The 21,050-nt window shown below is 59.1% G+C and carries 15 protein-coding genes; 3 read left to right on the top strand and 12 right to left on the bottom strand.

The genetic code is table 11. The annotated features are described in order from the left end of the window. Positions 1-55: 55 nt before the first annotated feature. Positions 56-1,282 (top strand): lysophospholipid transporter LplT, encoded by a 1,227-nt coding sequence (gene lplT / locus ACRRNM_RS04980; RefSeq protein ID WP_435627136.1) that lies wholly within the window; start codon positions 56-58, stop codon positions 1,280-1,282. 103 nt (positions 1,283-1,385) lie between these two features. Here lplT and ACRRNM_RS04985 read toward each other — a convergent pair whose 3' ends face one another. The 7 genes from ACRRNM_RS04985 to ACRRNM_RS05015 form a co-directional block, all read right to left on the bottom strand. Further along, complete coding sequence (locus ACRRNM_RS04985; protein ID WP_435627137.1) at positions 1,386-5,096, bottom strand: EAL domain-containing protein; 3,711 nt, start codon at positions 5,094-5,096, stop codon at positions 1,386-1,388. A gap of 249 nt (positions 5,097-5,345) precedes the next feature. Beyond that, positions 5,346-6,098, bottom strand: a complete 753-nt coding sequence (locus ACRRNM_RS04990) for a uracil-DNA glycosylase (RefSeq protein WP_435627138.1) — start codon at positions 6,096-6,098, stop codon at positions 5,346-5,348. Continuing rightward, positions 6,091-6,549: a ribosomal protein S18-alanine N-acetyltransferase gene (gene rimI / locus ACRRNM_RS04995; protein WP_435627139.1), complete on the bottom strand. Its 459-nt coding sequence runs from the start codon at positions 6,547-6,549 to the stop codon at positions 6,091-6,093. The genes ACRRNM_RS04990 and rimI overlap by 8 nt, the downstream gene beginning before the upstream one ends. Further along, positions 6,546-7,235, bottom strand: a complete 690-nt coding sequence (tsaB, locus tag ACRRNM_RS05000; protein WP_435627140.1) for a tRNA (adenosine(37)-N6)-threonylcarbamoyltransferase complex dimerization subunit type 1 TsaB — start codon at positions 7,233-7,235, stop codon at positions 6,546-6,548. The genes rimI and tsaB overlap by 4 nt, the downstream gene beginning before the upstream one ends. After that, positions 7,235-7,708, bottom strand: a complete 474-nt coding sequence (ispF, locus tag ACRRNM_RS05005) for a 2-C-methyl-D-erythritol 2,4-cyclodiphosphate synthase (RefSeq protein WP_435627141.1) — start codon at positions 7,706-7,708, stop codon at positions 7,235-7,237. The genes tsaB and ispF overlap by 1 nt, the downstream gene beginning before the upstream one ends. Next, entirely contained in the window at positions 7,705-8,394 is a 690-nt protein-coding gene (ispD, locus tag ACRRNM_RS05010; RefSeq protein WP_435627142.1) for a 2-C-methyl-D-erythritol 4-phosphate cytidylyltransferase, read from the bottom strand. Before ispD ends, ispF begins: the two co-directional genes overlap by 4 nt. A gap of 42 nt (positions 8,395-8,436) precedes the next feature. Beyond that, positions 8,437-9,711, bottom strand: a complete 1,275-nt coding sequence (locus ACRRNM_RS05015) for an O-acetylhomoserine aminocarboxypropyltransferase/cysteine synthase family protein (RefSeq protein ID WP_435627143.1) — start codon at positions 9,709-9,711, stop codon at positions 8,437-8,439. A 180-nt stretch (positions 9,712-9,891) separates the two neighbouring features. On the opposite strand from ACRRNM_RS05015, the gene mfd reads away from it, so the two are divergent. Both mfd and ACRRNM_RS05025 read left to right on the top strand, forming a co-directional pair. After that, positions 9,892-13,296, top strand: a complete 3,405-nt coding sequence (gene mfd / locus ACRRNM_RS05020; RefSeq protein WP_435628639.1) for a transcription-repair coupling factor — start codon at positions 9,892-9,894, stop codon at positions 13,294-13,296. 421 nt (positions 13,297-13,717) lie between these two features. Continuing rightward, complete coding sequence (locus ACRRNM_RS05025) at positions 13,718-14,170, top strand: hypothetical protein (RefSeq protein WP_435627144.1); 453 nt, start codon at positions 13,718-13,720, stop codon at positions 14,168-14,170. A 78-nt stretch (positions 14,171-14,248) separates the two neighbouring features. Here the strand turns inward: ACRRNM_RS05025 and ACRRNM_RS05030 are convergent, their stop codons facing one another. The 5 genes from ACRRNM_RS05030 to ACRRNM_RS05050 all read right to left on the bottom strand — a co-directional run bounded on the left by ACRRNM_RS05030 (position 14,249) and on the right by ACRRNM_RS05050 (position 21,042). Then, complete coding sequence (locus ACRRNM_RS05030; protein WP_435627145.1) at positions 14,249-15,769, bottom strand: cytochrome b N-terminal domain-containing protein; 1,521 nt, start codon at positions 15,767-15,769, stop codon at positions 14,249-14,251. Between the two features lie 441 nt (positions 15,770-16,210). Further along, the gene (locus tag ACRRNM_RS05035) at positions 16,211-17,587 is read right to left on the bottom strand and encodes a hypothetical protein (RefSeq protein ID WP_435627146.1); all 1,377 of its coding nucleotides are present in this window, start codon (positions 17,585-17,587) and stop codon (positions 16,211-16,213) included. Between the two features lie 35 nt (positions 17,588-17,622). Further along, on the bottom strand, positions 17,623-18,189 hold the full coding sequence (locus ACRRNM_RS05040) for a hypothetical protein (protein ID WP_435627147.1): 567 nt from the start codon (positions 18,187-18,189) through the stop codon (positions 17,623-17,625). After that, positions 18,182-20,116: an FAD-binding oxidoreductase gene (locus ACRRNM_RS05045; protein ID WP_435627148.1), complete on the bottom strand. Its 1,935-nt coding sequence runs from the start codon at positions 20,114-20,116 to the stop codon at positions 18,182-18,184. Before ACRRNM_RS05045 ends, ACRRNM_RS05040 begins: the two co-directional genes overlap by 8 nt. A 77-nt stretch (positions 20,117-20,193) precedes the next feature. Continuing rightward, positions 20,194-21,042, bottom strand: a complete 849-nt coding sequence (locus ACRRNM_RS05050; protein ID WP_435628640.1) for an SCO family protein — start codon at positions 21,040-21,042, stop codon at positions 20,194-20,196. Positions 21,043-21,050: the final 8 nt, after the last annotated feature.

Below are 21,050 nucleotides of genomic sequence, written 5' to 3' on the forward strand. Positions count from 1 at the left end.
GCAGGGGCCATGCTTTCGTGATATAAAACGGCCTGCCCAAAATGACCCGGTTGTAATGAATCTCGGTTTTTACATCATCCTCGCGGCGCAATTCCTGTCCGCGCTCGCCGACAATGCCCTGCTGTTTGCCGCGATTGCCCTGCTCAAGGACTTAAGCTCGCCAGCCTGGCATACACCGATATTGCAGCAGAGCTTCATCGTCTCCTACATCGTGCTGGCGCCCTTTGTCGGCGCGTTCGCCGACTCGCTGCCCAAGGGACGCGTAATGTTCATCAGCAACATCATCAAGCTGGCCGGCTGCCTCCTCATGCTGGCCGGCATCCACCCGCTGATCGCCTATTGCCTGGTCGGCCTCGGAGCGGCGGCCTACTCGCCCGCGAAATACGGCATCCTCACCGAATATCTCCCACCCGACCAGCTGGTCAAGGCGAACAGCTGGATGGAAGGGTTGACTGTTGCCGCCATCGTGCTCGGCGCGGTGGTGGGCGGGGTGCTCATCAGCCCGAAAATTATCGGCCCGCTGCTGCAAAGCTGGGACATTCCGCTGGTCGGCAGCATCGGGGAACTGGCCGTCGCCGTCATCGTGCTGATCTACGTCGCCGCCGCGATCTTCAACCTCTACATCCCGCGCGTGGCCATCGACCACAAGCCGCTCAGCCGCAGCCCCGCTTTCCTCGCCAGGGATTTCTGGCACTGCTTCAAGCTGCTGTGGAAAGACCCGCTCGGCCAGGTATCGCTGGCGGTCACCACGCTGTTCTGGGGCGCTGGCGCCACCTTGCGCCTGCTGGTGCTGGCCTGGGCGGCCGTCGCGCTGCATTACGACATCGGCAAGGCCGCCCAGCTCACCGCCTGGGTGGCCATCGGCATCGCCATCGGCTCGGTGCTCGCGGCGAAATTCGTCAGGCTGGAGCATGCGGTCAAGGTGCTGCCAGTCGGCATCGCGATGGGGGTCGTGGTGCTGATGATGATCCCGGTGACAAATAGCATGCTGGCGATCCTGCTGCTGATCGCGATCGGCGCGATGGGCGGCTATTTCGTCGTGCCGATGAACGCGCTGCTGCAGCATCGCGGCCACCTGCTGATGGGCGCGGGACGCTCGATCGCGGTGCAGAACTTCAACGAGAACCTCAGCATCTTCGCGATGCTGGGGCTATACGCCGTGATGCAGAAACTGGATTTCAGCATCTACTTCATCATCCTGGTCTTCGGCCTGCTGCTGTCCGGCATCATGGCTGCACTGTACCGGCGCCACGGGCACGACCAGGACAAGGGGCAGAGATAAGAGCCAAAAACGACCCTTCACCACGAAAAACACAAAGGTCACGAAAAATTTCCATATGAAATAACCTTCTGTTCCTCTTCGCGATCTTCGTACGCTTCGTGGTTCAATCCCCCCGCAACTTTCCGAGCAGCGCTTCAAACTCCCCGACCGGCAGCGGCTTGCCGAACAGATACCCCTGATACGTCATGCAGCCATTCTGCTTGAGGAAGCCCAATTGCGCCTCGGTCTCCACCCCTTCGGCGATCACGCCCATGCGGAAGTTCTGCGCCATGTCGATGATGGTTTGCACCATCACTGCATCGTTCGGATCGGTTGCAAGGTCGCGCACGAAGCTCTGGTCGATCTTGAGCTGATCGAGCGGCAGCTTCTTCAGGTAGGACAGCGACGAATAGCCGGTGCCAAAATCGTCCAGGGACAGCTGGACGCCGAGTGCTTTCAATGCGTGCATCTTGGTCACCACGTCGGTGACATCGTTCAGCACCACGCTCTCGGTCAACTCCAGCTTGAGGCGAGACGGATCAATGTGATGGGTATGCAGCGCTGTTGCAATCTTGTCCACAAAATTGTGCAGGCGGAACTGTTGCGCACTGACGTTGATGGCCACTGTCAAATGGCGCATCCGCTCATTTTCACCCCATTGCGCAAGCTGCCGGCAGGCGGTATCGAGCACCCAATGCCCGATATCCAGGATCAGCGAACTCTCCTCGGCGACGGGGATGAATTGCACGGGTGAAACCATGCCGCGCCTGGGATGCTCCCAGCGCACCAGCGCCTCCGCACCCAGCGGATGATGCTCGCTGTCCACCTGTATCTGGTAAAACAGGCGCAATTCCCCGTTGGGTACGGCGCGGCGCAAGTCTGCCTCCAGTGCGGCGTGCAACTCTACCGCGTGCTGCATCGCGGGATCGAAGAAACGTACCGTATTCCGTCCCGCCTCCTTGGCCTGGTACATCGCCAGATCGGCATGCTTGAGCAGGGTATCCACCGATTGCTCGCTGCCCCGATACAGGCACACACCGATACTCGGCGAACTGTGATGCTCGTGCCCCTTGATCTGATAGGGTACCGACAGCGCCGCGCGTATCTTCTCGGCGATCAGCGCAACTTTCTGCGAAGCATCCTGCGCGTTCGTGCCGATCTCCTCGATCAACACCACGAACTCATCACCGCCCAGCCGCGCCACGGTATCCACTTCGCGCACGCAGAACTGGATGCGTTCGGCCACCTCGACCAGCATCAGGTCGCCATGGTCGTGCCCCAGCGTATCGTTGAGCACCTTGAATTTGTCCATATCGAGAAACAGCACCGCGCCGTAATGATGGCTGCGCGCCGACACCGAAAGCGCCAGGTGGAAGCGGTCCAGCAGCAGGCGCCGGTTGGGCAGCTTGGTCAGCGCGTCATAAAACGCGAGGTTGCGGATTTCCTCCTCGGCCTCCTTGCGCGCCGTGATGTCGCTGAAGATGGCGACATACTCGGTCGTCTCGCCCCGTTCGTTCTTGATGGCGGTGATGGTCAGCCACTTCGGGTAAACCTGCCCGTTTTTGCGCCTGTCCCACATCTCACCAGTCCACGAACCGGTTTCCAGCAATTGTTGCCACATCTCCGCATAAAAGGCCTTGTCCTGGCGGCCCGAGCTGAGGATGCGCGGATTCTTGCCCAGCACCTCTTCTGCGCTGTAGCCGGTCGTTTCCTCGAAGGCACGATTGACGCGGACGATATTCGCATTCGCATCGGTGATCAGGATGGCCTCGTGCGTCTCGAAGGTCGCCGCGGCAATGCGCAGCGCCTCCTCGGCCTTCTTGCGCTTGGTGATGTCGTGGCAGAAAACGAACAATTGCTGCGATTCGGCCATGTAAGTGGCGGACACCTCGATATCGATCTCGTGCCCGTCCTTGTGGTGATGGCACGTTTCGAACCGTTCGTAGCCCTGCGCCATGATTTTTGCGATATGCGCCCGGACTTCTTCCGCCGATTGTTCCTTGGCTTCCAGCTTGCTGATGTTCATGTTCACCAGCTCATCGACCGTATAACCCGATATCTTTGCGTAAGCCTCGTTGGCCTCCTGCAGATTTCCCCTCATATCGGTCATCCAGAACCCGTCTATTGCGGTATCAATCACCAGCTTGTGCCGCTTCAGCACCTCTTCGTACCGTTTGCGCCCGGTGATGTCGCGGCTTGAGGCATAGATGAATTCCTGCCCCTCCAGCGCAACGCCGGAAGCACTGATCTCGACGTTGATCAACACGCCATCCTTGCGGCGATGCAGGGTCTCGAACCTGGAGCTCCCGCCGATAAGCCCCCTGAATCTTACCCGCAACTCCCCGATCGGCCATTGCGCATCCCAATCGGCCACATTGAGGCCGGCCACCTCGTCCTGGGTATAACCCAGCATGCGGCAAAAGGCATCGTTGGCTGCCAGCAGGTTGCCTTGCGTATCCATTATATGAATGCCGTCCATGGAGGTCGTCATCAATGCCTGGTTGCGCCGCAGCAGCGATTCGGTCAACTGCTGCGCCTGCTCCAGTTCCATGGTGCGCTTTTTTACCCGCTCTTCAAGGTTCTCCGACAGGTCGCGCAGGCGCGCTTCGTTTTCGCGGGAGGCCTCCAGCAAGGTGCGGAAGCCGAAGGCCATTTCGTTGAAACTGTCGCCCACCTGACCAAGCTCGTCGCGCGTATCGATGCTGACCCGTTCATGCAGGCTGCCGTCTGCAAAAGCGTGAGCCGAACGGGCCAGCGACCGGATGTTGACGATGATGGCGCGGCTGATGCCCACCGAGAAATAGGCTGCCACCAGGAACAGCAGGAAGGCGGTGCCAACGCTGAAACGCACCGTGCTTTCCGCCCGTTCGATACGCTCCCGGATAAGGGTCTCGGCCATTGGCAGCAGCTTTTCATATAACTGCGAATAACTCCTGTCGATGGCCACCGTGGACATTCCGGAAAAAGCATCGGGTTGTGTGGCAAAACGTCCGGAAAGGATGTCCGACGTCACCAGGCCGGCAACCTGCCGTGCCGAATCGGCGATGTCCCTGGATGCTGTGGAGATTACGTCCTGAAGTGCCGGGTTGTGTCGGCCGGTCTTGTCAAGATTGGCCTTGAGCAGCGATATCGCGTCATCAAGCTTGGCAATCAGGATGCTCATCTCGATCTTCTGCTGCTCGCTAGCCTGTTTCTTTGCCAGCACTCCGGTGCCGTATGCGCGCAACCGCCCAAGGTGCTCAAGCGCATGCGGCAGTTTGTTGACGATGGTATCGATAAGATAGAACGTGCTGAGTTCCGGATCCAGGGTCAGCGCATATTCATCGGCAACCATCCCCTCGAATGACTGTATCCGGGCGATCAGGCGGGTATGCGCGGCAAAATTTTCAGCCGCTGTCCAGCTGAGTCCCTCCTTGCGCAGGCGCTCCCAGTCCGCCTTGATATGCTGCAAATCTTCGCCCGGGTTCATGCCGGAGAAGACCTGCCCCGACATTTCATTCAGCGCTTCGACCACTTGCCTTTCCGCGCCGGCACGGCTGTCCCGCATGCTTCCGTCGCCGCCGAGGAGCCCCGCTGAAAGCCCGCGGTGTTGCTGGAGAACATGTACCGTCCGGGGAAACAGCTCGATCAGCTTGAGGCCCTTCAGTTCACGTTGCCCAAAGCTGATGTCCTGCTCAAGCTTGGCAAACAGGCTGTATACCACCACTGCAATCGCAACCAGCGACATCAGCCCCAGCAGTACGAATTTCCTGGCGACATCTAGGCGGTTCATCAGGGTTACAGCAGGGGAAAAGAACGCCTGCAATATTTTCTTGCTGCTTCTGTTGTCCGTCATCACCAGACCTTTATAAAGTATGTGGTATCACACAGCCACATAGCGCTTCGTAATTCTCCCACACACTGCAGCCTAGTAAAGTTCAGGCCAGAAAACCATGACACACCTCAGCCTGGATTGCATGATGAGGTGCGACCCTCCCGTACCGTAAGGCTACGCCTCACCGTGTCGCGTCCGCGCCTCCGTCAGTGACTGCACAGCCGAAAAGCCGTGGTGGAGGCGCGTTGCGGATGCTCCCGCACCGGAAGGCTACGCCTCACCGTGTCGCGTCCGCACGGCAAATTGTAAATCTTCCCATGCCTTGGCCTTCTCCATCGGACTGCGCAAGAGGTAGGCGGGATGGTATGTGACGACCAAGGGCATGCCGTTGAAGTCGTGCAATGTACCGCGCAGCGAACCCAGTGCTGCCTCGCGCCCCAGCAGGGCGGTGGCGGCGGTCTTGCCCAGCGCAACAATAAGTTTGGGTTTTATCAGTTCGATCTGGCGCTTGAGATACGGCAGGCAGGCCGCGACCTCGTCCGCCTCCGGCGCGCGGTTGCCGGGCGGGCGGCACTTGACGATATTCGCGATGTACACGTTCTTGCCGCGCCTAAGCCCGATAGCCAGCAGCATGTTGTCGAGCAGCTTGCCCGCCTGTCCTACGAAGGGCTCGCCCTGCGCATCCTCGTCCGCGCCAGGCCCTTCTCCGACGAACAGCCACTCGGCCTGTTCGTCGCCCACGCCGAACACCGTTTGCGTGCAGCCGACGCGCAGCTTGCAGGCGGTGCAGTCGCGCACCATCGCCTTCAACTGCGGCCAGTCGAGTTCGCCGATATGTTGCTCGCGACCCCGCTCGCCATTTTCTGTTGCGGCGGATGCCGCACGTGGCGGTTCGGCAACAACCGGCGGCACAACCGGAACAGCAGCGGGAGCGGCAACCGTTGTGACGAGCACAGGCTCACCGCGCCGCTGCCACAGCGGATACAGGTTCAATTCGCGCAACACCGCCTCGTTCCTATCCATTGAACTCCCTCGTCAACTCGCACGCCATCATCAGCGCATCCTCGCTGCCGTTCGCGTTTTGGTAATAGCCGCGTCGCACGCCGATTTCGTCGAAGCCCGCGCTGCGATACAGGGCGATCGCGGCGGCATTGGAGGGGCGCACTTCGAGAAACACGCGGCGCATGTTCCTTGCCCTTGCCATATCCAGCATCTCCGACAACATCGCGCGCCCCAGTCCCTTGCGCTGCTGCGCTGCCGCCACGCCGATAGTCAGCAACTCCGCCTCATCCATCGCCGGCATCAGGATCGCGTAACCGCGTATCCCGCCTTCTTCCGTTTCATCCACGCGGCACAGATAGCCGCTGTCCAGCGCATCGACAAAATTGCCGCGCGTCCACGGAAAGCGCTGCACCGCCTGTTCGACGGCGAGCACTGCGTCCACATCGTCCTGCGTCATCACGCGCAACATCATGCTGAACGGGGCCCTTCGCGCTCAGAGGTCTTCAGCGCGACCTTGTCGCGCAGATACAGCGGCAAGGCCTCCGCCGCATCCACCCCGCGCCCCTGCGCAAACTGCGCCGCGCCGAGCACGGCGATCGCGGCGGCCTGCGGCACGGCGGTGCCGTCTATGTCCTGTAACTGCCCGGCATAGCGCCTGCTCAATGCCTCGCCATACATGGCGAAACCGCTGCCCGCGCCAAACCAGCCATTGCCCGGCAGCGGTGTAGCCTCGTCCGGTTTGCACAACTGCGGTTCGCTCACCGCTGCCCATGCATCGTCGCGCTTCTCATACGCGGCGTGATAAATCTCGCCCATGCGCGCATCCAGCACCGCGATCACGCGCGGCTGGCCGGAAGCCTCGGCCAGCGCCTGCAGGGTGCACACACCGGCCACCGGCAGGTTTGCACCGAACGCCAAGCCCTGCGCCGCACCGCAGGCGATGCGCACCCCGGTGAACGACCCCGGCCCCATGCCGAACGCGATGCCGTCCATATCCTGAATCCTGAAGCCCGCATCCTGAAGCAGCGCACCCAGCATCGCGATCAGCATTTCGGAGTGCTTCTGCACGGCCAGATCGCAGCGCTCCATAATCACGCCGTCCTGCCACAGCGCGACCGAGCAGTATTCGGTGGAAGTCTCTACCGCGAGAACGCGCATCAGTCGGCCAGCAGCAACACTACAGCCTGCGCCGCGATGCCCTCGGCGCGCCCGGTGAACCCAAGCTGTTCGGTAGTGGTCGCCTTCACATTGACTGCGCTCTTCTCCACGCGCAGGTCGGCGGCGATATGCACCACCATCTGCGGGATATGCGGCGCCATCTTCGGCGCCTGCGCGATGATGGTCGCATCGACGTTGCCGACACGCCAGCCCTGCTCGCGCACCCGATGCAGGGCCTCGCGCAGCAGGATGCGGCTGTCGATGTCCTTGTACTTCGCTTCGGTATCGGAAAAATGTTTACCGATGTCGCCCAGCGCCGCCGCGCCGAGCAGCGCATCGCTGATCGCGTGCAGCAGTACGTCAGCATCGGAATGGCCGAGCAGCCCCCGCTCATACGGAATTTCCACCCCGCCGATGATGAGCTTGCGTTCCGCCACCAGCTGGTGGACGTCGAAACCCTGTCCGATTCTCATGTTCGATTTCCTTGTTGATTCAGCAGCAACTCGGCCAGGAGCAAGTCCTGTGGATAAGTCACCTTGAAGTTGCTCGATTCGCTCAGCACCAGCTTCGGCTGCAAGCCCAGAGCCTCGACCGCCGACGCCTCGTCGGTGACCGTCTTGCATTGCTGCAACGCCTGCGCCAGCAGCCCGACGCGAAACATCTGCGGCGTCTGCGCCTGCCACAATCCGGTGCGTTCTTCGGTGCGCGCGATGCGCCCTTTGCTATCGGCGCGCTTCAGCGTATCCGCCACCGGTACGGCAAGGATGCCGCCCACCTCGTCGTTGCGCAATTCGGCAATCAGCCTGGCCAAGTGCACCTGCGTCAGACAGGGGCGCGCCGCGTCGTGCACCAGCACCCAGTCGTCCGGCTCCAGCTCGGAAGCCAGCAGGCCATTCGACACGCTCTCGGCGCGCGTCTCCCCCCCGCAATACAGCGGCTGCAGCTTGTCGCCGAAGCGCGACCAGTCGTAGGTATGGAACAGCGTGTCGCCGGGCGCCAGCACCACGAACACCGTGGAAATCTCGGGGCTGGCGCACAGCGTATTCAGCGCATGAAAAATCAGCGGCTGCCCGGCCAGCGGCAGGTATTGCTTGGGCAACTCATGCCCCATGCGTGCGCCGAAACCGGCGGCGGGAACAAGGGCGAAAAAATCCGGCATGCCTAAGCGATCAGAAAGCTGAAATCCCTGTCACTCGAGACATCAGGCAGCCGCAGCCAGCGCCTGGCGGATGTCATCGAGAATATCGTCGATATGCTCGATGCCGATGGACAGTCTCACCATGTCTTCCGACACGCCCGCTTTGGCCATCTCCTCGGTATTCAACTGGCGGTGCGTCGTCGATGCGGGATGGCAGGCCAGCGACTTGGCATCGCCGATATTGACCAAGCGCAGGATCATCTGTAATGCATCGATGAACTTCGCGCCGGCCGCCTGCCCGCCCTTGATGCCGAAGGTCAGGATGCCGGAAGCCTTGCCCTGCGTAATTTTCTGGCAAACCGGGTAGAACCTGCTGTCAGGCAGCGCTGCGTAATTGACCCATTCGACCTGCGGGTGGTTCTTCAGGAATTGCGCCACTGCCAGCGTATTTTCGCAATGCCGTTCCATGCGCAAACCCAGGGTTTCCAGCCCCTGCAACAACAGGAAGGCGCTCAGCGGCGCCAACGCAGACCCGGTGTTGCGTAGCGGAACGACGCGGCAGCGGCCGATATAGGCGGCCGCGCCCAATGCCTCGGTATAAACCACGCCGTGATAGGAGGGGTCGGGCTCGTTCAGCATCGGGAAACGCGCCTTGTTGGCAACCCAGTCGAACTTGCCGGAGTCGACGATGATGCCGCCGATGGTGGTGCCGTGCCCGCCGATATATTTCGTCAAGGAGTGGATCACGATGTCCGCGCCATGCTCGAACGGCTTGCACAGGCAAGGCGTCGCCACCGTGTTGTCGACGATCAGCGGTACGCCGTGGCGGTGCGCAATCTCCGCAAGTTTTTCCAGATCGACCACGTTGCCGAGCGGATTGCCGATGGATTCGCAATAGACGGCGCGCGTTTTGCCATCGATAAGCTTCTCCAGGCCGGTATAGTCGTCGTGCGATGCCATGCGCACCGTGATGCCCTGCTGCGGAAAAGTATGCGCGAAAAGGTTGTAGGTGCCGCCGTAAAGCTGGCTGGTGCTGACGATGTTGTCCCCGGCGCGGGTGATGCACTGGATCGCGTAAGTGACGGCAGCCATGCCCGAGGCAACCGCCAGCGCAGCGATGCCGCCCTCTATCGCCGCCATCCGCTCTTCGAGGACTGCGGTCGTCGGGTTCATGATGCGCGTGTAAATATTTCCGGCGACCTGCAGGTTGAACAGGTCGGCGCCGTGCTGCGTATTGTCGAAAGTGTAGGAAGTGGTCTGGTAAATCGGAACCGCCGAAGCTTTCGTAGTAGCTTCCGATTTGTAGCCGTGATGCAAAGCGAGTGATTCGAGTTTCATTGCCTATCCCCTTAATGATTTGGTTGTCTATTGCCCCGTTATCCACTATGAGGCAAGCATGTCCGGCACGCCTGAACCGGGTTGGATGCAAGTTTTTAAATGATAGCATGGGGCATAGCCAAAACACATTCTCCAGAGGCTTCCCTTATAATGCGCGCCTTTCCGGAGGTAATCCTGCCGATGCTGTTCCAGTCCTCCCATCCCCGCCCCCGCTACACCCAACTGTACGGTTCGTCCGATGCACTGGCGCTGGCGCAACATGCCGCACGGCACTCGCCATTGGCGGTGATCGTCGCGAATGCGCTGGAGGCGCAGCGCCTGCTGGAGGAAATCCCGTTCTTCGCCCCAAGCCTGCGCGTACACCTGCTACCGGACTGGGAAACGCTTCCTTACGACCACTTCTCGCCGCACCAGGACCTTGTCTCGGAGCGGCTCGCGACGCTGCACCATATCCGCAGCAATGCCTGCGACGTGGTGATCGTGCCGCTCACCACCGCGCTGTACCCGCTGCCGCCGGTCGAGCACCTCGCCGCCTATACCTTCCTTCTCAAGCGCGGTGAGCGCATGGATGTGGCGCAACTGCGCGAACAGCTCACCTTCGCCGGCTACAACCATGTGCAGCAGGTGCTCACCCCCGGCGAATACTGCGTGCGCGGCGGTATCATCGACCTGTTTCCGATGGGCAGCACGCTGCCTTACCGCATCGACCTGTTCGACGACGAGATCGAGACCCTAGCCACCTTCGACGTGGACACGCAGCGCACCCTGTACCCCGTGCCGGAAATCCGCCTGCTGCCCGCGCGCGAATTCCCGCTCGACGAAAAGGGTCAGGCGACCTTCCGCCAGAATTTCCGCGAACGTTTCGAGGGTGACCCGTCCAGGTCGCGCATCTACAAGGATGTGAGCAAGGGCATCGCACCTTCAGGCATCGAGTATTACCTGCCGCTATTCTTCGATCAGACTGCGACACTGTTCGACTACCTGCCCAAGACCGCCACGCTGTGCCTGCATCACGATGTGGATGCCGCAATTCAGCAATTCACTCAGGATGCGGCCTCGCGCTACAACCTGCTCAGGGGCGACCCGCAGCACCCGCTGCTGGAGCCGAAGGAGCTGTTCCTGGATGCAGAGCGGTTTTTCATCCACGCGAAAGAGTTTGAGAGACTGGATGTCGTCACCGGTGGAGGCGGCGCGACCCTTACCCCCTGCCCCACCGCCGCGATTCCGTCCATCGCCGTGGACCGGCGCGCCGAAATCCCCGTGCAGGCGTTCCAGAGCTTCCTGCAGTCATATCCGGGGCGTGTGCTGCTGCTCGCCGACAGCCTTGGGCGGCGCGAAATCGTCGCGGGCTACCTGAGGGAATATGGCCTCGCGCCCGCCACATGCGAAGACTATGCGGCCTTCCTCGCCGGCCGCGAGAAGTTCATGCTGTGCGTCGGCCCGTTGCAGAACGGCTTCCTCCTGAGCGATGAAAATATCGCACTGTTGACCGAGACCGAACTGTATGCCTCCCAGCCCAGGAACCGCGCCGCGCGCGCCGCGAAGAAGAGCAACGTCGAGGGCATGCTGCGCGACCTGTCCGAGCTCAAGCCGTGCGATCCGGTGGTACACGAACAGCACGGCATCGCGCGCTACCGCGGACTGGTCAACCTCGATCTCGGCGAAGGCGAGAACGAGTTCCTGCTGCTGGAATATGCGGGCGAGGACAAGCTCTACGTACCGGTCGCGCAACTGCACGTCATCAGCCGCTACAGCGGCGGCGCGCCGGAAGCGGCACCCTTGCACAAGCTGGGCACGACGGCATGGGACAAGGCCAAGCGCCGCGCGATGCAGCAGGTGCGCGATACCGCTGCCGAACTGCTCAACCTGTACGCACAGCGCGCCCTGCGCAAGGGGCATGCCTTCAACCTGAACTACCACGATTACGAGGCGTTCGCGGCGGGCTTCGGTTTCGAGGAAACCGCCGACCAGGCCGCCGCGATCGAGGCGGTGCTGGTCGACCTCAAGTGCGGCAAGCCGATGGACCGGCTGATCTGCGGCGACGTCGGCTTCGGCAAGACCGAAGTCGCGCTCCGGGCCGCGTTCGTCGCCGTGATGGATGGCAAGCAGGTCGCGGTGCTGGTGCCGACGACGCTGCTCGCCGAGCAGCACTTCCAGAACTTCAGTACCCGCTTCGCCGACTTCCCGGTGAAGATCGCCGAACTTTCCCGTTTCAGGTCTGCGAAGGAAACGACGCAGGCACTGAAGGATCTCGCCGAAGGCAGCCTGGACATCGTCATCGGCACGCACAAGCTGATCCAGAAGGACGTAAAGTTCCACAACCTCGGCCTGGTCATCATCGACGAAGAGCACCGCTTCGGCGTGCAGCAGAAGGAACGGCTCAAGGCGCTGCGCGCCGAAGTGGATGTTTTAACTCTAACCGCGACGCCGATTCCGCGCACGCTGGCGATGTCGCTCGAAGGCCTGCGTGACTTTTCGGTGATTGCCACCGCGCCGCAGCGGCGGCTATCGATCAAGACCTTCGTCAGCAACTATAGCCAGGGCGTAATCCGCGAGGCGGTTTTGCGCGAACTCAAGCGCGGTGGGCAGGTGTATTTCCTGCACAACGAGGTCGACACCATTGCCAACATGCAGGAGAAACTGGAGGCGCTGCTGCCCGAGGCGCGCATCCGCGTGGCGCACGGCCAGATGGGCGAGCGCGAACTGGAAGCGGCGATGCGCGATTTCACCCACCAGCGCTTCAACGTGCTGCTGTGTTCCACCATCATCGAGACCGGCATCGACGTGCCGACCGCGAACACGATCCTCATCAATCGCGCCGACCGCTTCGGCCTCGCCCAGTTGCATCAGTTGCGCGGCCGCGTCGGGCGCTCGCACCACCAGGCCTATGCCTACCTGCTGGTGGACAGCAAGGAAGGCCTCACCGCGCAGGCGAAAAAACGCCTCGAAGCGATCCAGTCGATGGAACAGCTCGGCAGCGGCTTCTACCTCGCGATGCACGACCTGGAGATTCGCGGTGCGGGCGAAGTGCTCGGCGAATCGCAGAGCGGCGAGATGCAGGAGATCGGCTTCAGTCTCTACAACGACATGCTCTCCGCCGCAATCACCTCACTCAGGCAGGGCAAGGAACCGGACATGGCGCACCCGCTGGGTGTGACCACCGAGATCAACCTGCACACGCCAGCGCTCCTGCCCGACGACTACTGCGGCGACATCCACCAGCGGCTGGTGATCTACAAGCGTCTCGCCAACTGCGCCACGCTGGAGGAACTGGAAGATATGCAGCAGGAACTCATCGACCGCTTCGGCCTGCTGCCCGAACCGACGCAGGCACTGTTTGACTGCCACCGCCTGCGCATCCTCGCCAAGCCGCTCGGCATCAGCAAGGTGGATGCCTCATCCGAGGCCATCGTCATCCAGTTTATCCCGAACCCGCCCATCGACCCGCTGAAGATCATCACCCTGATCCAGGGCAAACGTCATATCAAGATGTCGGGACAGGACAGGCTACGCATCGAGCTGAAATACGGCGACCTGCATCAACGCGTGCTGGCGATCAAGAATTTCTTTGCCGAATTGCGTTAGGGCCGGTGCCGAAATGGCTCCAACTCATTGAATAATTACCTGTAATCTGCATAAATACTCAGTACAACCTGGTTCGTCCGCAACCGCGCAGTCGCGGCTGATGTGCATCTTCAGGAAATTATTAGCTATTTATACAATCCCCTACCGTTCGTCCGGATAATCCAACCGTTCATACGCGGGATCATGGGTTATTCGGGACAATATTTACCGGCCATCCAAATGACCCAGCCATTCGTCTTGTATGAATTGATTCTTCCGGTGCCATTCAATAGCCTGCACTCACTTGGCAAACTTGCCGAAAGGTAAGAGTGCAAAGTCGCCGGGCTCTGGGGCTATGGCAATGGTGCTGCGACATGAATGATAGTTGTGTGCACAAATTGCGTACCCTCACGGTGTTTAGGTATATGGGAAGGAGAACAGCATGTCTGACTTCATTTCTTGCTTTAGATTTATTCGAGTGGCCATGCTTCGCATGTGCTCCGGGGTGATATTCGTTGGATTGGTCGTTGTGGCACATAAAGCCCAGTCCGAGGAAGACTTCTTTGCGCGCGACCTGGACATATTAACAATCCAGCCGATATTCTCCGGCACTGAATTGATGCCTCCGAACCTGATCAAAACGGACAGCGTTTTTTCCCATTCGGACAATATTGCGCCCGTTGAATCAGGGGTAAGCAACACCTTACGGTTGGGCCTTGTCGCCGAAACCAAAGCGAAGACTGCTTGGTCAGCAAACGCACAATGGCAAATTGCTCCCGGCAGTAACCGCGCTTCGTTGTCGCCTATCCTGCGCTTCGAATCGAAAGACGGGCAGATCGATATCAAGCCGCGGCGCCACTCGATTTGGGTTGTATGGCGTAAATCGTTTTATTGATTGCAGTGAATGGCTTGTGGCTTGCTGCGGCCCGTACAGGGCGGAACACTGTGGTTCCGCCCTGTATCCGCTAAATTTCTAATCGTTCACTTCCACTTGGGTAGAGGCCGAGCCGCGCAGGCCGATGCGGAACGATTCCAGTTCTTTGGACAATTCCTTGAAATCCGCAGAAGACGCCCAGAACAGCCTGATCCGCTGACGGTCGCGCTCGACGCGACCGCGCAGGCGCGGCTCGCGCTCCCTGGTCAGCCGCTGCGTCGTCCACATTCCGCCCATGCGGTGGTAGCAGTCATTCTCGCGGCAGCCGGTGATGAATACGCCATCGGCCTGATGCTCATGCAGCGCATATTCGATGAAGGATGGCGGCAGCATGGCCGTGCACGGCAGGCTCATGACGGCAATACCTTCGCCGCGCAATTTTTCGATGTCCGCCGCGTTGTCGCAGCCGAACACGATTACCCGCGCACCGCCCTTCAGTTTCGCCAAGTCGGCGGTCATCGCGGCGCGCAGCCCGGCCATCGGCATGGAGGGCATTTCGATTCCACTCACATAGCCGGCATCACTCCTGAAGGGAGTCGAGGAAGGACAGGCACCGGCGCAGATACCACAACTGACGCAGCGATCCGGGATGACCACGGCCTCTTCCTGGAAATGCAGGCTGTCGGTGCGCGGTTGCGTCACCACCGCCTCGTAGGGGCAGTCGGCAACACAGCGCCGGCAGCCGTTGCAATTCTTGAGGCTCACCTCGGCAATCGGGATCTGTTTGTTCCGGGTCGGCAGCCACGGCAGGATACTGATCAGCAGGGTGATGCCGACAGTCAGTGCCCATACCTGGCCAGCCGACCATCTGTCCAGCAGCGGGAAAATGAACATGTAGAACCAGTCGATGCCGATATCGCGCGGCTCAACCCCCATATCCGCCAGCCCCTGGCTCAGCGCCGGTTTGAGCAACGACAGAACCAGCATCGCCAGCAGCACCCCGAGCGCAAGCCCGCGCCTCGGGTTAACCACGGGGTAGCTGATGCGCATGATATGCACCCAGAGCAGGAACAGGATGATCAGCGGGATGGTTACATGGGAGAACGATATCAGCGAGAAAAACCGGTCATTAAGGACTTCCCGGGAGACGAAACTCTGCGACAGCGGCTCGCTGAAAATCGGCAGCCAGTCGAACCATTCCATGGCAGCCACGGTGGAATATTGGGCCAGCTTATCCCAGACCATCCAGTAGCCATTGACGCCGGCGGCAAAGATCAGCCAGATCAGCGGCACCCCCGTGAACCACGCAAACCAGCGCGCTCCGCGATAACGCCCCAAAATATATTCGCGCAACAAGTGCAGCAGCATCACCACCAGCAGTGCATCGGAAGCATAGCGGTGCAGGCTGCGCATGATGCCGCCGAGATACGGTTGTTCGAGTGTGAGGGACTCAACCGATTTGAAAGCATCTTCCACGCCGGTATCGTAGAAGATGTAGATATAGGCGCCACTGACGGCCACAACCCAGAAAAAATAGAACCCCAGCGCACCCAGATAGTAGAAAGGGTTAAGATCGTTGCCGAAAGCCTTATTCAGGATGCCTTCGAACCGGAGCAGCATCCTGCGTGCAACAGACTCGGTGTGCCTGGGAGTAGTCAAGGAAACCCTTGCATCAATACCAGCAATACAGCCGGAAACCGGTTAAATTCATCTGCCCAAAGCATGGCAGCATAATATAATGAGCGGGTCGCAAAATACTAATGGGGAATTAACTTGGAAGTTATTTATTACACTGTTGTAGCCGCATTTCTTTACTTCGCGTCCGACTGGATACTGGATCGCATCGAGGTTTCGCGCGGAGAGCGTTTCAAGAATCGCAGCGTCATCTTCTTTTGCATCATCCTGACGCTGGCATTTATCACGTTCAACTTCATGAAGTACCTCATAATTACCTCCGAGGTAGCGCCAAAGTAACAGGCTAAACGCCTACTTCAACTGATTCATATCCGCGCTCTGCCTGAAAACAGCAGGCAAGGCGCGGATTGAACAGCATTGCAGTCCTTACGCCGGCCGGCGCATGGCCTTGAAGACCACAACCAGGAACATGATTCCGCCGATCACGGCGACCAATCCGCCCAAGCCCATCAGTCCCATACCCGCCGTCTGCGCAAAACCATGCAGGCCTTGTGCAGCACCGGCGACTTTGCGCTGTACTCCGTATCCGCCCGACCACAACAGCCCGATGATGTGGAGCAGTTGGCCCGTGCCGTAGATGTAGGACATCAACGTGGCCCACTTCAAATCCGGTGTGCGGTAGCCGAGGCGCGGCAGCAGGTGTATGGCCAGTCCCATGAAGGCCAGGCTGATTGCCCCGCCGGTTCCGTGATAGTGTGCGGTGATGATGGTGTTGCTGTCCCCGATCATCAGGCTTATCCCGCCACCGATGGCAAACAGGATGACGGACGAGAGCAGCGCGGCGCGTTGCGGCTTGGTCGCCGGATCGCTTCCTGCCGCGCCGATGCCGTATAGCACCGCCAAACCGAGCGGCACGGGGGCAAAAGCACCGCCAATTTTCATCAACTGGGTGAACTGCTCCATGTAGCCGCCCATGTCACCGGCAAAAGACAGGTAAATAACGGGAACGTAGAATACTGGCAGCAGCCCCAGCACGAGAAAGCCCGACGCCAACCTCGAGGTCAGCGGAATTTTCGCGCCGCAGGCATCCGCCAGCCACAGCCAGCCGGCCAGCATCAACAGTGAATAGGTGAATTGCAGCACATGGCCGCCACCCCAGAACAGCATGTCATAGTACTGTGTGCTTTCGAAAATTCCCCGCGGAATGATGTTGTAGGACCAGCCGAAAGCAATCAGGGCAACCAATGTGGAGATGGAGGCGGCATAAAAACCGAGGCGTATCGAGCCTTCGCCGCCCTGCCACATGCCGGCAGGCGGCACCGCCACCAAGCTGCGCAATACCAGCACAGCCACGCCGACGGCAAAAATAATCAATCCCGTAAAGAAGAAGGTGCTTTCAATGACCGGCACGTAATTGCTCATCAGCGGCTTGCCGACCGCGATGAAGGGAGACAGGACGATCACCGCAGCGCCCACGGTAGCCAGCACCAGCGCCAGCCAGCCTGCGCCGATGAATCTGGACGATGAATTCAGGCTCCACAGCACACCGGCGAATGCCATGAACCAGAGCAACACCGATAAATCCACATGCACCACCAGCGCGGTATGGAAAAAATCGACCCAGGGAAAAATATCCTGGACATAGGGGGTACGCGAAAGCACCAGTAGAATGGCAAACAGCCCTGCGCCTACCAGCGATGCGATGCCGAGCTTCAGCCAGCCTGCAGCCAGCTTGCGGCTGACCTCCGACGGCATGGTGAGGGAAAACCCGCTCCCGTGTTTTTCTTCTCCGCCTGCGTTCATTCCTTGCCCGGCACCTGCTTGCTGATTTGCTGAATTCATTCCTTACCCTCTGGCTGCACTTTTGTTTCTGGTTGCACTTTTACTGCTAAGTTTTTGTTCCTGAAAATAAACCCGCCGGTCGCCGCCTTGAAATCGATCACCAGGATACGCCCTGGCGCAAGGTCAACTGTTTCATTGCTCACATAGTTGAAATCATCCCCAGGGTGATCCTTCAGGCGTGCCGTCAACGTATGAACGCCCGCCTTCACCGGAATGCGCCGGTAAATGTTTGCATTACTGCTGTGTGCCATCCCGGTCGGCCTCAACGTTTCATGATAGAGCCGTTTTCCATCCATTTCCAGTTCAACGACCACATCGGATCGCCCGCGCGGGCACACCTTGGTGCCTCCCTTACGCTGGTATTCAGGCAATTTGGCCAGCTCCTCCGCAGAACGCTCGCGACATTCTCCCACATGCTGGCCTGCATGTCTGAAGCTTAATTTGATCAATGTCTCATCAGGCGGCAAATGAGTGTATGTCGGAAAAGTAGAAAAATAGCCGATCACACCCATAAACAGGGCATAAAAAATCCCTTGGCCGATATATTGCATTGGCTTAGCCATGTGTCACCCCCTCGGAGGATACTGATGCTTCCGCAGCCGGAGCCTTGTAGCAGGCAACCGTAAATGCGTCAGAAAAATACTGATCTTCAGGTAGCCCCTTGGCCATGAACGGCGCACGGCCTGCCTCAACCATCCCGGATGAACCGCAGGCATAAACCTGATAGCCGTCCAGTTGCGGGTAATCCTGCAGGATGGCCTCGTGAACCAAGCCGGTTCGGCCCTGCCAGCCATCTTCCGGTTTCGGTTCGGATATGACCGGGATGAACTTGAAATTGTTATGCTCCCGCTGCCATTTTTCCGGCAGATCCGAATACAGGTCGGCCGGTGTTCTGGCCCCCCAGTACAGCGTCATGGGGCGATTCAGCCCGATCTTGAAGGCATGTTCCACCATGCCCTTGACGGAGCCGAAACCGCAACCTCCCGACATGAAGATGATGGGTTTGTCGACTTCCTCGCGCAGGAAGAAAGTGCCCAGCGGGCCTTCCGCCTGCAGCACATCGCCCACTTTCATTTTATTGAACACATGCGTGGTGAATTTGCCGCCCTCCACCAGGCGGATGTGCAGTTGCAGGTGGTCCGATTCATGCGGGGCATTGGCGATGGAATAGCTGCGCTTGCTGCCATCCTCCAGATGCACGGCGATATATTGGCCGGCGATAAAATTCATTTGTTCGCCGCCTTCGGGGCGCAACTCGATCAGCATGACTTCCGGCGCTGCCCGCTCCATTTTTTCCACGCGGAACTTCATGGTCTTGACCGGAAATTTCCCCAGTTCATCGACTTCCGTGCATTCTATTGCCAAATCCGACAGCGGCTTGGCGCAGCAGAATAGGGCCTTGCCCTCCGCTTTCTCCGCATCGGTGAGCACACCCTTCTGGTAGGTGCCGTAATCGACCGTTCCCTTGAGGATATTGCCCTTACAAACCCCGCAGGCGCCGTCGCGGCACACATAGGGCAGGTTCAACCCCTGGCGCAGTGCAGCCTCAAGGACAGTCTCGCCCGGTTTAGCCATCACTGTATGGCCGGCGGGAGCAGTAATGATTTCGTATTCACCCTTGCCGCGTCGCCCTCCGAGGAACGGCAGCAATAATAAAAGTCCGGAAACACCTCCCACCAATATCCAGACTTGGCTCGGGTTCCATGAATAGAGCAACGGATAGCTCCAGAAGTAGAACCAGTCCAGATTCAGAACCATAGGCGCAGAGTCCAAGTCTGCATGCCCTTGGCTCAAAGCCGGATGAATCAAGGAAAGTACGACCATGGACAGGATCAACCAAATCGTGATTGCCTTGGGCGGAGAGGTCTTGGCCTGCGGTACGCGCTGCGTGTGCACCCAGATGATCGCAAAAGCCCCCAGCGGGATGCCAAGGTGAATAAACGAAAGCAGGGAGAAGAAGCGATCATTCACGCTGCCCTGCTCCAGGAAATTGCGCACCAGCGGAGCGCTGAATATCGGCAACGCATCCAGCCATTCCGCGGTTCCCACGGCCGCAAACTGGGCCAGCTTATCCCAAGGCAACCAATAGCCATTTATGCCCGCTATATAGATCAGCCACAACACCAGGATGCCCGTATACCAGGAAAACCACCGGAAGCCGCGGTAGCGGTCGAAGGCGAAATTACGCAGCAGGTGCAGGACGCCGAACACGATCATCCCGTCGGAAGCGTAACGATGCAGGCTGCGCATGATGCCGCCCAGGTACCATTGCTTATTGGTTAGCTGCTCCACCGAATCGAAAGCGTCGTTCACGCCGGTGTCGTAAAAAGCGTAGATGTAAAAACCGCTGACCACGATGATCCAGAACATCAGATAGGTGATCGCGCCCAGGTAATAGAATGGGTTCAAGGCTGGCCCAAAAATGCCATTGAAGGCGCTCTCCAGGCGCAAGAAAATGCCCTGGCCGATGCGGTGTACGAGTTTAATCATCGGTAACTCCTGAAAAAAACATTTTCAAACAAATACAAAGAACGCGCCTGAGCAAAAAAACGTTATTCTGGCGTAAATCAATCATGGCGCGGGTAATTACGTTTCGGGCTGCGGCGATATTCGTACACGAGCCACCATCCAATAAGCAGCGACATGATGATCCCCGCCCCCATCGCATAAAAATAGTTGTAGCTCACTTCATACTTCCCCGATTTTTCGTCGTAGACCGTACAAAAGAGCTTCACTTTACTCGAAAATCCGGCCAGTCCAGGCTGTGCCGTTTTTATTTTGTAAATCATATCCTTAAGCGGCTCTAGCAGCGTCTTGTTCTCGAACTCATCACCGTAGATTTGACTGTAGACCTTACCCCGTCCATCGACAAAGGTGGTCTGCGTTATATGATTAAAACCACCCTCCTCGGTAGGGTAGTAACTGAATCCCAAATCCTTGCTCAGTTTTTTGATCGTTTCCGGGTCGGCACTGACAAAATCCCATTTAGGCAGATCCACCCCCATCCGCTTGGCAAAATCGTCCATCGCTTCAGGCGTATCGTTCTCAGTATCGAAACCCACTGTCAACACACCGAAACTGTCCACTCCCAGCGCTTCTTGAGATAATTTGAGCGCAGTCAAGCTGCGCGTGGTAGTCGCGCAGATAATCGGACAATGGGTATAGATCAAGCTGATGACCAGCGGCTTGCCACGGTAATCCGCCAAACGCACGGTACGTCCGCTGCGATCCAGCAAAGTGTAATCGCCAAGCTGGTTGCCTATTGCAGCCTGGCTTATTCGCAGGGCTTCTTTTTCACTAAAAACCTGTGCATCTGCCACTTCCGGCTGCGCCTGCGATTTCGCCGTCGATACATTGGCCTTATATAGCTTCATGCCGCTGATATCGCGACCCTGCGCCAAGGATGGCAGTGTCACCGACAAGA

The organism is Ferrigenium straubiae (genome assembly GCF_051257895.1).
GTDB lineage: Bacteria > Pseudomonadota > Gammaproteobacteria > Burkholderiales > Gallionellaceae > Gallionella > Gallionella straubiae.

Excerpts from the sequence above, each read along its gene's own strand:
- lplT (WP_435627136.1), top strand. The coding sequence starts at position 56 with ATGAATCTCGGTTTTTACATCATCCTCGCGGCGCAATTCCTGTCCGCG.
- ACRRNM_RS04985 (WP_435627137.1), bottom strand. The coding sequence starts at position 5,096 with ATGACGGACAACAGAAGCAGCAAGAAAATATTGCAGGCGTTCTTTTCC.
- ACRRNM_RS04990 (WP_435627138.1), bottom strand. The coding sequence starts at position 6,098 with ATGGATAGGAACGAGGCGGTGTTGCGCGAATTGAACCTGTATCCGCTG.
- rimI (WP_435627139.1), bottom strand. The coding sequence starts at position 6,549 with ATGATGTTGCGCGTGATGACGCAGGACGATGTGGACGCAGTGCTCGCC.
- tsaB (WP_435627140.1), bottom strand. The coding sequence starts at position 7,235 with ATGCGCGTTCTCGCGGTAGAGACTTCCACCGAATACTGCTCGGTCGCG.
- ispF (WP_435627141.1), bottom strand. The coding sequence starts at position 7,708 with ATGAGAATCGGACAGGGTTTCGACGTCCACCAGCTGGTGGCGGAACGC.
- ispD (WP_435627142.1), bottom strand. The coding sequence starts at position 8,394 with ATGCCGGATTTTTTCGCCCTTGTTCCCGCCGCCGGTTTCGGCGCACGC.
- ACRRNM_RS05015 (WP_435627143.1), bottom strand. The coding sequence starts at position 9,711 with ATGAAACTCGAATCACTCGCTTTGCATCACGGCTACAAATCGGAAGCT.
- mfd (WP_435628639.1), top strand. The coding sequence starts at position 9,892 with ATGCTGTTCCAGTCCTCCCATCCCCGCCCCCGCTACACCCAACTGTAC.
- ACRRNM_RS05025 (WP_435627144.1), top strand. The coding sequence starts at position 13,718 with ATGTCTGACTTCATTTCTTGCTTTAGATTTATTCGAGTGGCCATGCTT.
- ACRRNM_RS05030 (WP_435627145.1), bottom strand. The coding sequence starts at position 15,769 with ATGCTGCTCCGGTTCGAAGGCATCCTGAATAAGGCTTTCGGCAACGAT.
- ACRRNM_RS05035 (WP_435627146.1), bottom strand. The coding sequence starts at position 17,587 with ATGAACGCAGGCGGAGAAGAAAAACACGGGAGCGGGTTTTCCCTCACC.
- ACRRNM_RS05040 (WP_435627147.1), bottom strand. The coding sequence starts at position 18,189 with ATGGCTAAGCCAATGCAATATATCGGCCAAGGGATTTTTTATGCCCTG.
- ACRRNM_RS05045 (WP_435627148.1), bottom strand. The coding sequence starts at position 20,116 with ATGATTAAACTCGTACACCGCATCGGCCAGGGCATTTTCTTGCGCCTG.